Genomic DNA, 13,862 nt, shown 5'->3' with positions numbered 1-13,862 from the left:
GTCGTTTTGCGTTTTGAAGGTCTGAAGAACAGATTCAGGACATTCCTGCCTGAAGCTGAGGCTCCAGCCCCAAGACGGTTCGAAGAATTCAACCCGGAGAGCGGTGGCAGCCGCGTTCCGGACGGCGCGCCCCGAGCGGGCGACGAAAATGAGAGGCCACGATGGCGCAGCAGACATTCACCGGTCGCAAACGAGTTCGCAAGTTCTTCGGACACATCAAGGAAGTCGCCGAGATGCCGAACCTCATCGAGGTTCAGAAGGCGTCCTATGATCAGTTCCTGATGGTCGACGAGCCCCCGGGCGGCCGTCTCGACGAAGGTCTGCAGGCGGTGTTCCGCTCGGTGTTTCCGATTTCCGACTTCTCGGGCACCTCGATGCTGGAATTCGTCCGCTACGAGTTCGAGCAGCCGAAATACGACGTCGACGAGTGCCGTCAGCGCGGCATGACCTTCGCTGCACCCCTCAAGGTGACGCTGCGTCTGATCGTGTTCGATATCGACGAGGAAACGGGCGCCAAGTCGGTGAAGGACATCAAGGAGCAGGACGTCTACATGGGCGACATCCCGCTCATGACGATGAACGGCACCTTCATCGTCAACGGTACCGAGCGCGTCATCGTCTCGCAGATGCACCGGTCGCCCGGCGTGTTCTTCGACCACGACAAGGGCAAGACCCATTCCTCGGGCAAGCTGCTATTCGCCGCCCGCGTCATCCCGTATCGCGGCTCCTGGCTCGATATCGAGTTCGACGCCAAGGACATCGTCTATGCGCGTATCGACCGTCGCCGCAAGATTCCGGTGACGTCGCTGATGTTCGCTCTCGGCCTCGACGGCGAGGCGATCCTGTCCACGTTCTACAAGAAGATTCTCTACAAGCGGACGAAGGAGGGCTGGCGTGTTCCGTTCGACGCCAACCGTTTCCGCGGCTACTCGACCGTCAACGACCTGATCGACGCCGACACCGGCAAGGTCGTGCTCGAGGCCGGCAAGAAGCTCACTGTCCGCGCCGCGCGCCAGCTCCAGGAGAAGGGGCTGAAGGCGCTGCGCATGGCTGACGAGGAACTGGTCGGCAACTACGTCGCCGAGGATCTCGTCAACCCGAAGACCGGCGAGATCCACGCCGAGGCCGGTGAGGAAATCACCGACAAGCTGATGAAGGCGCTCAACGAGCAGGGATACAAGGAGCTGCCGCTGCTCGACATCGACCATGTCAATGTCGGACCCTACATCCGCAATACGCTGTCGGCCGACAAGAACATGACGCGTGAGGACGCGCTGTTCGACATCTACCGCGTGATGCGTCCGGGCGAGCCGCCGACGCTGGAGTCGGCGCAGGCGATGTTCCAGTCGCTGTTCTTCGACGCAGAACGCTACGACCTCTCCGCGGTCGGTCGCGTCAAGATGAACATGCGCCTCGACCTCGATGCGCCCGACACCCAGCGCACGCTTCGCAAGGAGGACATCCTCTCCGTCATCAAGACGCTGGTGGATCTGCGCGACGGCAAGGGCGAGATCGACGACATCGACCATCTCGGCAACCGCCGTGTGCGTTCGGTCGGCGAGCTCATGGAGAACCAGTACCGCATCGGCCTGCTGCGCATGGAGCGCGCGATCAAGGAGCGCATGTCCTCGGTCGACATCGACACGGTCATGCCGCAGGACCTGATCAACGCGAAGCCCGCAGCTGCCGCCGTGCGCGAGTTCTTCGGCTCCTCGCAGCTCTCGCAGTTCATGGACCAGACCAACCCGCTGTCGGAAATCACCCACAAGCGCCGCCTGTCGGCGCTTGGACCGGGCGGTCTGACCCGCGAGCGCGCCGGCTTCGAGGTGCGCGACGTGCATCCGACGCATTACGGCCGCATCTGCCCGATCGAGACGCCGGAAGGTCCGAACATCGGCCTGATCAACTCGCTCGCGACCTTCGCGCGCGTGAACAAGTACGGCTTCGTCGAGACGCCGTACCGCAAGGTCAAGGACGGCCGTGTCACCGACGAGGTCGTGTACCTGTCGGCGATGGAAGAGGGACGCTATTCCGTGGCTCAGGCCAACGTGCCGGTCGACGCCAAGGGTCGCTTCACCGAAGACCTGGTGGTCTGCCGCTCGAGCGGCACCCGCGACGTCGTGCCGATGACGCCCGACAAGGTCGACTACATGGACGTGTCGCCGAAGCAGCTGGTTTCGGTCGCCGCGGCGCTGATTCCGTTCCTCGAGAACGACGACGCCAACCGCGCGCTGATGGGCTCGAACATGCAGCGCCAGGCGGTGCCGCTGGTTCGCGCCGAGGCGCCGTTCGTCGGCACCGGCATGGAGGGTGTGGTTGCCCGTGACTCGGGTGCCGCGATCGCGGCGCGCCGCTCCGGCGTGATCGACCAGATCGACGCGACCCGCGTCGTCATCCGCGCGACGGAAGATCTCGATCCCACCAAGTCGGGCGTCGATATCTACCGTCTGATGAAGTACCAGCGCTCCAACCAGTCGACCTGCATCAACCAGCGTCCGCTGGTGAAGGTCGGTGACGTCGTCAAGAAGGGCGACATCATCGCCGACGGTCCGTCGACCGATCTCGGCGAACTCGCGCTCGGCCGAAACGTGCTGGTCGCGTTCATGCCGTGGAACGGCTACAACTTCGAAGACTCGATCCTGCTCTCCGAGCGGATCGTGAAGGAAGACGTCTTCACCTCGATCCACATCGAGGAGTTCGAGGTGATGGCGCGCGACACCAAGCTCGGACCTGAGGAAATCACCCGCGACATCCCGAACGTCTCGGAAGAAGCGCTGAAGAACCTCGACGAGGCCGGCATCGTCTACATCGGCGCTGAGGTGCGCGCCGGCGACATCCTGGTCGGCAAGATCACGCCGAAGGGCGAAAGCCCGATGACGCCGGAAGAAAAGCTCCTGCGCGCCATCTTCGGCGAGAAGGCCTCCGACGTTCGCGACACCTCGCTGCGCGTCCCTCCGGGCGTGCAGGGCACGATCGTTGAAGTGCGCGTGTTCAACCGCCATGGTGTCGACAAGGACGAGCGTGCGCTGGCGATCGAGCGGGAAGAGATCGAGCGCCTCGCCAAGGACCGCGACGACGAGCAGGCCATCCTGGACCGCAACGTCTACAACCGTCTTGCCGAGCTCCTCGAGGGGCGGCAGGGCATCGCAGGCCCGAAAGGCTTCAAGAAGGACACCAAGATCACCCGTGCGGTGCTCGAGGAGTACCCGAAGTCGCAATGGTGGCTGTTCGCTTCGCCCAACGACAAGCTGATGGCCGAGATCGAGGCCATGCGGAAGCAGTACGACGAGTCGAAGAAGGGGCTGGAACAGCGCTTCCTCGACAAGGTCGAGAAGCTTCAGCGCGGCGACGAGCTTCCGCCCGGCGTGATGAAGATGGTCAAGGTCTTCGTCGCGGTGAAGCGCAAGATCCAGCCCGGCGACAAGATGGCCGGCCGCCACGGCAACAAGGGCGTGGTGTCGAAGATCGTGCCGATCGAGGACATGCCTTTCCTCGAAGACGGCACGCATGCCGACATCGTACTCAATCCGCTCGGCGTGCCTTCGCGCATGAACGTCGGACAGATCCTCGAGACCCATCTCGGCTGGGCCTGCGCCGGCCTCGGCAAGCGTATCGGCCAGACGGTCGATGCCTATCTGTCGAAGCAGGACATCAAGCCGCTGAAGGAAACCTTGAAGAAGGTCTACGGCGAGGACGAGACGATCAAGTCGCTCAACGACAACGAGCTGCTCGAACTCGGCCATAACCTCAGCCGCGGCGTGCCGATCGCGACGCCGGTGTTCGACGGCGCCAAGGAAGCCGACATCGAGGAGATGCTGAAGCTTGCCGGTCTCGACGCGTCGGGGCAGTCGACCGTCTATGACGGCCGCACCGGCGATCCGTTCGATCGCAAGGTGACGGTGGGCTACATCTACATGCTCAAGCTGCACCATCTGGTCGACGACAAGATCCACGCGCGTTCGATCGGTCCGTACTCGCTCGTCACCCAGCAGCCGCTGGGCGGCAAGGCGCAGTTCGGCGGCCAGCGCTTCGGCGAAATGGAGGTGTGGGCGCTCGAGGCTTACGGCGCGGCGTACACGCTCCAGGAGATGCTGACGGTGAAGTCGGACGACGTCGCCGGCCGTACCAAGGTGTACGAGGCGATCGTGCGCGGCGACGACACGTTCGAGGCCGGTATTCCGGAATCGTTCAACGTGCTGGTCAAGGAAATGCGCTCGCTCGGCCTCAACGTCGACTTGCATAACTCCAAGATGGGACCGGCGCCGACGTCGGAAGCGGCCGAGTAATACGATCTTTCATGCCCGGCCCTCGCGGCCGGGCATTGGTGCCCCTCCCGAGGCCTTGAGGGCAGGGCGCCCCGCTAAGTGATTTTCGAATTTGCGGCCGGAGGCGACCGGCACGCGAGGAGAAGACGATGAACCAAGAAATTATGAATCTCTTCAATCCGACGACGCCGGCTCAGGTCTTCGACCAGATCCGGATCTCGATCGCGTCTCCGGAAAAGATTCTGTCCTGGTCCTACGGCGAGATCAAGAAGCCGGAGACCATCAACTACCGCACCTTCAAGCCCGAGCGCGACGGCCTGTTCTGCGCGCGCATCTTCGGGCCGATCAAGGACTACGAGTGCTTGTGCGGCAAGTACAAGCGCATGAAGTACAAGGGCATCATCTGCGAGAAGTGCTCGGTCGAGGTCACGCTGTCGCGCGTTCGGCGCGAGCGCATGGGCCACATCGAACTCGCAGCCCCCGTCGCCCACATCTGGTTCCTGAAGTCGCTGCCCTCGCGCATCGGTCTTCTGCTGGATATGACGCTCAAGGATCTCGAGCGGATCCTCTACTTCGAATATTACGTCGTGCTGGAGCCGGGTCTCACCGCGCTGAAGGACCGTCAGCTGCTGTCGGAAGACGAATATCTGAAGGCACAGGACGAGTACGGCCAGGATTCCTTCACCGCCATGATCGGCGCGGAGGCGATCCGTGAGCTGCTCAAGGGCATGGACCTCGAGAAGCTCGAGGCCTCCTTGCGCGTCGAGATGCAGGAGACCGACTCCGACATCAAGCACAAGAAGCTCGCCAAGCGCCTGAAGATCGTGGAAGCGTTCCGCCACTCCGGCAACAAGCCGGAATGGATGATCATGACCGTGGTCCCGGTGATTCCGCCGGACCTGCGTCCGCTGGTGCCGCTGGACGGCGGCCGCTTCGCGACCTCGGACCTCAACGATCTCTACCGCCGTGTCATCAACCGCAACAACCGGTTGAAGCGGCTGATGGAGCTGCGCGCGCCCGACATCATCATCCGCAACGAGAAGCGCATGCTTCAGGAGGCCGTCGACGCGCTGTTCGACAACGGCCGCCGTGGTCGCGTCATCACCGGCGCCAACAAGCGTCCGCTGAAGTCGCTCGCCGACATGCTCAAGGGCAAGCAGGGCCGCTTCCGTCAGAACCTGCTCGGCAAGCGCGTCGACTATTCGGGCCGCTCGGTGATCGTGGTCGGTCCCGAACTGCGCCTGCATCAGTGCGGCCTGCCGAAGAAGATGGCGCTCGAACTGTTCAAGCCGTTCATCTACTCGCGGCTTGACGCCAAGGGTCTGTCCACCACCGTGAAGCAGGCCAAGAAGCTGGTCGAGAAGGAGCGGCCCGAGGTCTGGGACATCCTGGACGAGGTCATCCGCGAGCATCCGGTGCTGCTCAACCGCGCGCCGACGCTGCATCGCCTGGGCATCCAGGCGTTCGAGCCCGTGCTCATCGAGGGCAAGGCGATCCAGCTCCACCCGCTGGTCTGCTCCGCCTTCAACGCCGACTTCGACGGCGACCAGATGGCCGTCCACGTTCCGCTGTCGCTTGAAGCGCAGCTGGAAGCGCGCGTCCTGATGATGTCGACCAACAACATCCTGCATCCGGCGAACGGTCAGCCGATCATCGTGCCGTCGCAGGACATCGTGCTCGGCCTGTACTACGTCTCGATCATGCGCGAAGGCCTGCCCGGCGAGGGCAAGGTGTTCGGCGACATGGCCGAACTCGAGCACGCGCTGCACGCGAAGGTCATCCACCTCCACACCAAGATCAAGTACCGGTGGGAAGGCATGGACGAGACCGGCAAGGTCTCCAAGCGCTGGATCGAAACCACCGCCGGCCGCGTCATGCTCGGCAATCTGCTGCCGAAGAACCCGCGGATTTCGTACGAGATCATCAACAAGCTGATGACCAAGCGCGAGATCTCCGGCGTCATCGACCAAGTCTACCGCCACTGCGGTCAGAAGGAGACCGTGATCTTCTGCGACCGCATCATGGCGCTCGGCTTCTACAACGCGTTCAAGGCCGGCATCTCGTTCGGCAAGGACGACATGGTCGTGCCGCACGGCAAGTGGAAGATCGTCGACACCACCCGTACGCTGGCGAAGGATTTCGAGCAGCAGTACAACGACGGTCTGATCACGCACGGCGAGAAGTACAACAAGGTCGTCGACGCCTGGTCGAAGGCCACGGAAGAAATCGCCAAGGCGATGATGAAGGAGATCTCCGCCACCAAGAAGACGGCGAGCGGAGCCGACGCCGACATCAACTCGATCTACATGATGGCTCACTCCGGTGCCCGCGGTTCGCCGGCCCAGATGCGCCAGCTCGCCGGCATGCGCGGCCTGATGGCCAAGCCGTCGGGTGAGATCATCGAGACGCCGATCATCTCGAACTTCAAGGAAGGCCTCTCGGTGCTCGAGTACTTCAACTCGACCCACGGCGCCCGCAAGGGCCTCGCGGACACCGCGTTGAAGACCGCGAACTCCGGCTACCTGACCCGTCGTCTCGTCGACGTGGCGCAGGACTGCATCATCACGCAGAGCGACTGCGGAACCAAGCTCGGCATCAAGATGCGCGCCATCGTCGACGCCGGCACCGTGGTCGCTTCGCTCGGCTCGCGCATCCTCGGACGCACGGCCTGCGAAGACGTGCGTGACAGCTCGGGCAAGGTGATCGTCAAGCGCGATACGCTGATGGAAGAGAGCCACGTGGATGCCATCCATCAGGCCGGCATCCAGGAGGTGAAGATCCGCTCGGCGCTGACCTGCGAGCTCGTCAACGGCATCTGCGGCAAGTGCTACGGCCGTGACCTCGCCCGCGGCACGCCGGTCAACCATGGCGAAGCGGTCGGCGTCATCGCGGCGCAATCGATCGGCGAGCCGGGCACGCAGCTGACCATGCGCACCTTCCACATCGGTGGTGCGGCGCAGCTCAACGAGCAGTCCTTCGTCGAAGCCAACTTCGACGGCAAGATCGTGATCAGGAACAAGGCCATCGCCCGCAACAGCGAAGGTCACCTGATCGCGATGGTGCGCAACATGGTTGTCGCGATCGTCGATGCCGACGGCACCGAGCGTGCAACGCACCGTATTCAGTACGGTTCGCGCCTGCACGTTGACGAGGGCGACATGGTCAAGCGCGGCCAGCGTATCGTCGAGTGGGATCCCTACACCCGTCCACTGCTCACCGAAGTCGAAGGAACCATCGGCTTCGAGGATCTTGTCGAGGGGCAGTCGATCTCGGAAACGCTCGACGAAGCCACCGGTATCGCCAAGCGCGTGGTTATCGACTGGCGCTCGACGCGCGGCGGCTCGGACCTGCGTCCGGCCATCGTGGTCAAGGGCAAGGACGGCAAGGTGCTCAAGCTCGCTCGGGGCGGCGATGCCCGCTACATGCTGTCGGTCGACGCCATTCTGTCTGTCGACATTGGAGCCAAGGTTGCGCCGGGCGACATCCTCGCCCGTGTCTCGACCGAAAGCGCCAAGACGCGTGACATCACCGGCGGTCTGCCGCGCGTGGCGGAACTGTTCGAGGCCCGGCGCCCGAAGGATGCGGCAATCATCGCCGAAATCGCGGGCACCATCCGGTTCGGACGCGACTACAAGAACAAGCGTCGCATCTCGATCGAGCCGATGGACAAGACCGACGAGCCGCGCGAGTACCTGATCCCGAAGGGCAAGCACATCCACCTCCAGGACGGCGACGTCGTCGAAAAGGGCGACTTCATCGTGGAGGGCAACCCGGCGCCGCACGACATCCTGGCGGTGAAGGGCATCGAGGAACTCGCGGCCTATCTGGTCAACGAGATCCAGGAGGTCTACCGGCTGCAAGGCGTGCTCATCAACGACAAGCACATCGAGGTGATTGTCCGTCAGATGCTCCAGAAGGTGGAAGTCACCGACCAGGGCGATACGGACATGATCTCGGGCGAGCAGGTCGACAAGATCGAGTTCGACGCGCTGAACGCGAAGGCCAAGGAAGAGGGCAAGAAGCCCGCCACGGGAACGCCGGTTCTGCTCGGCATCACCAAGGCGAGCCTGCAGACCCGGTCCTTCTTCTCGGCGGCATCGTTCCAGGAGACCACACGCGTCCTCACCGAAGCGGCGGTCAACGGCAAGATCGATCCGCTCGAGGGCCTCAAGGAGAACGTCATCGTCGGCCGGCTGATCCCGGCGGGCACCGGCGCCTCCATGGCCAAGATCCGCGAAGTCGCCATGAAGCGCGACAAGCTGATCCTGGACGAGCGCGAGAAGCAGGCGGCCGTCGTGTCGCCCGCACCGGAAGCCGAGCTTCCTGCGCTGCCGCCTGCGGAATGATCGTTCATCCGTAGGAATACGTAGGACAATGAAAAGGCCGGCTTTTGCCGGCCTTTTTGCTGCTATCTTTGCCTGCTGCGACGCAGGCTCAGCCTCCATTCATCTTTCCTTCAGCCGCAAAAGGGCTTCTGCTAGGAGAGCGTAGACCGGTGGTCCCGCGATGGGGGCAGGGCCGGAAGACCACGGAACCCACATGCTTGATCTCGCAATCGTAGGCGGCGGCCCCGGCGGGCTGATGAGCGCCTGGTATCTGAAGCGTAAGCTCGGCGATCTCTGTCGCGTCACCATCTACGAGGCCTCCGATCGGCTCGGCGGCAAGATCGTCACGCGCAAATTCGATTCAGCCCCCGCGATGTACGAGGCCGGCGTTGCCGAGATCTACGACTACTCGATGACGGGACCCGATCCGCTGCGCGAATTGATCCAGCATTTCGGCCTCCAGACCATCCCGATGGACGCCGAGCAGGTACATTTTGGCGGCGAACTCATCAATGATGTGCCCGGCATGCGCCGCAGATATGGCGCCAAGACCGCGGACGCGATCGAGGCGTTCCGGAAGCGCTGCACCGAGGCAATGTCGCCCGTCGAGTATTACGAGGGCGTTGGTGCGCACGACAACGAGAATCCCTGGGCTTACAAGACCGCCGAGCAGGTGCTCGACGAGGAGGTCGAGGACGAGACGGCAAAGCGTTTCTTCAAGGTGATGGCGCGGTCCGACATCGCGACCGAGAGCCACAACACCAACGGTCTCAATGCCCTCAAGAACTATCTGATGGACGTCGATGGCTATATCGGCCTCTATTCCATCCAGAACGGCAACGAGCAGCTGATCGAATGCCTGCAGTCCGAGGTCAACGCGGACATCCAGCTCAATCACCGCGTGCTCACCGTCGGCAAGGCGCCGACCGGCCGCTATCAGCTCAAGATGATGAACGGCAAGGGACCGGAGATCCGCGATTTCGATCTCGTGCTGGTCTGCCTGCCGCATTCCTGGCTCGCCACCCTCGGCTGGGAGGGCGAGCAGCTGCGCAGGTCGATGGTCAAGCACGTTGCCTACTTCGACCGTCCCGCTCATTATTTGCGCGTGTCGATCCTGTTCGACGAGCCGTTCTGGGGCGAGAAGATTCCCGGAGCCTGGTTCATGTCGGAGGCCTTCGGCGGCTGCTGCGTCTACAATGAGGGTGCGCGTCACGACGTCGGCAAGCATGGCGTTCTGAACTGGCTCATCCCCGGCTCCGACGCGCTGGCTTTCGCCAATCTGTCGGACGGGGAGCTGATCGATGCCGCCCTGAAGTCGCTGCCGGCGTCTCTCGGCGATGCGCGTTTGCATTTCATGGAAGGCAAGATCCACCGCTGGCTGTCGTCGGTGAACGCAATTCCAGGCGGCTTGCCGGTGCGCGACGTCATGACCAATCACCGGCCCGAGCCGAAGGATCATCCCGGAATCGTCGTGGTCGGCGACTATCTGTTCGACTCGACGCTGAACGGTCTGCTCGACTCCTCGGACGCAGCGACCGACATTATCCTGACCGAGATGATGCGCCTGCGCCGCGAACGCACGCAGGAGGATAAGCCGCTTTCGAACAAGATCGATCGCGATTATTTCGAGAACTATCGCGGCCTCGGACCCTATCACCAGGCCTGGCGCCACTTCACCGACCCCGATTACCTCACCAGACTGATCAGCATCGTCTGGGGCAAGGCGACGGGCGCCAAGATGCTGGTCGCGGGTTCCGCCAGCGGAGAATTGGTCGGTGCGCTGCGCGATCGCGGCATCGATGCATGGGGAATCGAGAACAATCGCGGCATCCACGCCAAGACGCCAAAAGCGCTGAAGAAGTACAACAAGCTCGGCTCGATCACCGACATGCCGTTCAAGGACCGCGCGTTCGATTTCGTGTTTGAGACCAGCCTCTGTCACGTTGCCCCCAGACAGGTGGGCCGCGCGATCCGCGAGCTCAACCGCGTGGTCAAGACCGGCCTCGTGTTCGGCTCGATCACCTCGGACATGGCGCCGGCATTGATCGACCGATACGATCTCCTGCGCGGCGTCAAGAAGCTGGGTACCTGGTGGGAATGGTCCGAACTGTTCTTCGGCAACGGCTTCGATCTGTCGATGCACCGCAAGGATTGCACCGATGCGCTCTGGGAAGCGACGCTCGCCGCGAACAAGGGGCCTGGGCAATGGTACGCCGACGCCGATAGCTTGCGTTATTCCTTCTTCGACAAGGTCGAGGACGAGGATTAGCCCGCGGGATGCGGTGCGAATTCGCCAATTGTTTTGCCGAATTCATCCTGATCGCATAGAATCGGTGCAATAGCGGTTGCCGCTATTCCTGCATTCTCTGCGGTCATGCCGGCCGTCAGCATCGGTTGGTTTCATGGCGTCCAAGCCCCTCCCTCCCGACAAACAGAAGCTCGCCGCGAAAGAGGCGGTCGAGCTCGACGACAAGCTGGCCTCTGCTGCCAAAGTCGATCTCGACGACGAGGACGAAGAAGACGGAGAGGACGAACTGGAACTCGACGACGATGAGGACGAGGACCTCGTCGTCTTTACTGCGCGCGAGGCCGCCGGGGCGCTCGCGACCATCGTCGGATTCGTCAGGCCCTATCTGACCAACTACAAGCGGATGCTGTCCTACGTGGCGTTCGGTGTCCTCGTGGAGACGCTGTTCAACGTCATTATGCCCCTCAGCCTCAAGTATCTGATCGACGACGCGCTGGGCGAGGAGGACTTCCGGGCGCTCTACAAGATCCTCGGCGTGCTCGCGATCGCCGGCATATTCACCTCGATCGTCGCGGTCTGGTACGAGCGCTGGGACGCGCGGCTTGCCGCCTGCATCATCTCCGATGTCCGCAAGCGCCTGTTCGAGCATGTCCAGGACCTGCCGGCCGCCTATTTCGGCCGCACGAAGCGCGGCGAGATCCTGTCGCGTTTCTCGGTCGACCTCTCGGCCTTCGAAGGTTCGGTCAAGACGTTCGCCAACAGCGCGGCGCTGCCGTTCCTGGAACTGATCGCCGGCATCATCCTGATGTTGTTCCTGAACTGGCAGCTCGCCGTCGTCGCGCTACTGGTGTTCCCGATCACACTGATCGGCCCGCGGATTCTGACTCCTAAAGCGGTGCAGGCCAACTACGAGCAGAAGCTCAACGAGAGCGCGCTGCTCGGCATGGTGCAGGAGAATGTCGCGGCGCAGGCTGTGATCAAGGCGTTCAGCCTCCAACGCAAGATGTTCGGCTTCTTCACCTTGCGCAACGACGAGACCCGCAACAGGATCGCTGCGGCTACGTTCCTCTCGACGATGGTGGAGCGGACGGTCACCATCTCAGTTCTTCTCCTGCATCTCGTGGTGCTCGCGATCGGCGCCTATCTTGCAACCACCGGCCAGATCACCATCGGGACCTTCGTCACCTTCGAGAGCGCGTTCTGGGAGGTGTCCTACAACATCGCTCACGTCATGCATTTCGTCCCGGTGTCGATCTCCTCGGCCGCCGCCATCCGCCACATCCAGGAATTGCTCGATGAGCCGACCCGCGCCGCCGATCGTCCGGGTGCGCCCGATCTGCCGCGCATCACCAACGACATCACTTTCGATCACGTCACCTTCCGGTACGAGGGCAGTCAGACGCCGGTGCTGGATAATCTCAGCCTCAAGCTCAATGCCGGCAAGCGTATCGCCATCGTCGGTCCGAGCGGCTCCGGCAAGAGCACGCTGCTCAATCTGATCCTGCGGCTCTACGTTCCCGACGAGGGCCGCGTCACCATCGACGGCGTCGATGTCCGCAGGGTGACGCTGGATTCGCTGCGGCGGAGCATGGCAGTGGTGTTCCAGGAGAACATGCTCTTCAACATGTCGATCCGCGAGAACATCCGTCTCGGCAAGGAGGGCGCAACGGACGAAGAGGTGGAGGAGGCGGCCAAGAAGGCCGAGATCCACCGCTACATCATGAGCCTGCCGCAGCGCTACGATACGCCCGTCGGGGAACGCGGAGACACGCTGTCGGGCGGCCAGCGCCAACGCATCGCGATCGCCCGCGCAATCATCCGGAACCCTTCCGTGCTGCTGCTGGACGAAGCCACCTCGGCGCTCGATCAGACCACGGAGGCCGCAATCAACCGTACGCTGCTCAAGGTCGCCAAGGGTCGCACCATGATCTGGTCGACCCACCGTCTGACCTCGGTGGTCGAGATGGATGAGATCATCGTGATTTCAGGGGGCAGGGCGATCGAGCGGGGCTCCCACGCCGAGCTGCTCGCCAGGAACGGCATCTATCGCAAGCTGTGGAACGACCAGATCCACCAGCCTCATGGCGCGTCGGCTCACGCCGAGGACAGCGGCGATGACGATGATGACGATCTCGACGATGAGGACGAGGAGTGATCGCGGGCGGGCGTTCAGCTCCGGAAGAACAGACCCTGTCTGATCTATCTTGCCGTCGGGGCTGCGCAAACGCAGCGCCGGCATAGCGATTCTCGGATCCAAATCGTTCGGCCGGCGCGGAGCCGCTGATTTTCTCGGGCCTCTGCGTGGGTGGCATAAGCTTCTGCAACGGCGATCAGTGTCGTCGGAAATCAGCTCGCGGGGCTCGACATCGCAACGCGCGATTGCGCCGGAACCCGACCGCGGAGGGCGGATTGGCGCCCGGCCATCAAAAGAACCTCATTCTAGTAATAAAGGAATATTTAATCCGGATGAAATATGATCGATACTGGCACAGCGGACACTCTGTTGCTCCGTCGGTCGGACGCGGTGGGTACGCCGAAGAGGCTAATTCTGCAGGCGCATGAAGCGCTTTGTGACTGTCGTTTCGCCTTGACTAGACCGATTCTCGCTTATAGAAAGCGCCTCACTTAACGACAGGCGGTGAGCATCGCCAGAGTCGGAACGGGCCACCCGTTGATCCCCAAGGACTAGTCCACAAGGGTCGCTCAAGGCGGGCACCAACCTCGACGAATGCCGCTCAAACGCTGTCGATCATAGCTAGGCAATGCCAGTGCGATTTTAGTTCTCTTGAGCACGCTCTCTTGAGATCGAATTCGGATGCATGACCTCAGTATTCGGGCCGCGGCGTTACGCTGAACGGCTTCAAGACTGCGGTCCTCTGTGGCGTCGAAGCGCTTTCCGCTCGGTGATGGAGCGGTTGGCGCAATTTCGCTTTGCGCGGATTGTTCCGCTTGAGGCGACCTCGTCGGGCGGGTGGCTCGAAAACAATTTGCGGTCCCGGCAACGGGCCGCGGCAAGACAGCGGG

4 protein-coding genes are annotated in these 13,862 nt (G+C 62.7%); all 4 read left to right on the top strand.

Annotated features, from left to right (window positions below; all coding sequences use genetic code 11):
- Positions 1–161 precede the first annotated feature (161 nt).
- The 4 genes from rpoB to ASG57_RS33235 all read left to right on the top strand — a co-directional run bounded on the left by rpoB (position 162) and on the right by ASG57_RS33235 (position 12,993).
- A complete protein-coding gene (gene rpoB / locus ASG57_RS33250; protein WP_024342441.1) occupies positions 162–4,286 on the top strand; it encodes a DNA-directed RNA polymerase subunit beta in 4,125 nt (1,374 codons plus the stop codon).
- A 128-nt stretch (positions 4,287–4,414) separates the two neighbouring features.
- Complete coding sequence (gene rpoC / locus ASG57_RS33245; protein WP_024342442.1) at positions 4,415–8,611, top strand: DNA-directed RNA polymerase subunit beta'; 4,197 nt, start codon at positions 4,415–4,417, stop codon at positions 8,609–8,611.
- Between the two features lie 193 nt (positions 8,612–8,804).
- Positions 8,805–10,859, top strand: coding sequence for an FAD-dependent oxidoreductase (locus ASG57_RS33240; RefSeq protein WP_024342443.1), 2,055 nt, complete (start codon positions 8,805–8,807; stop codon positions 10,857–10,859).
- A 133-nt stretch (positions 10,860–10,992) separates the two neighbouring features.
- On the top strand, positions 10,993–12,993 hold the full coding sequence (locus ASG57_RS33235) for an ABC transporter ATP-binding protein (RefSeq protein ID WP_057198986.1): 2,001 nt from the start codon (positions 10,993–10,995) through the stop codon (positions 12,991–12,993).
- Positions 12,994–13,862: the final 869 nt, after the last annotated feature.

It is taken from the genome of Bradyrhizobium sp. Leaf396 (assembly GCF_001424605.1).
Classification (GTDB): Bacteria; Pseudomonadota; Alphaproteobacteria; order Rhizobiales; family Xanthobacteraceae; genus Bradyrhizobium; species Bradyrhizobium japonicum_C.
Note: the sequence above shows the minus strand (reverse complement) of the source record. Positions and strands in the feature narration are given on the sequence as shown.

Bases quoted from the DNA above. Each gene is read 5' to 3' on its own strand.
- rpoB (WP_024342441.1), top strand. From the start codon at position 162: ATGGCGCAGCAGACATTCACCGGTCGCAAACGAGTTCGCAAGTTCTTC.
- rpoC (WP_024342442.1), top strand. From the start codon at position 4,415: ATGAACCAAGAAATTATGAATCTCTTCAATCCGACGACGCCGGCTCAG.
- ASG57_RS33240 (WP_024342443.1), top strand. From the start codon at position 8,805: ATGCTTGATCTCGCAATCGTAGGCGGCGGCCCCGGCGGGCTGATGAGC.
- ASG57_RS33235 (WP_057198986.1), top strand. From the start codon at position 10,993: ATGGCGTCCAAGCCCCTCCCTCCCGACAAACAGAAGCTCGCCGCGAAA.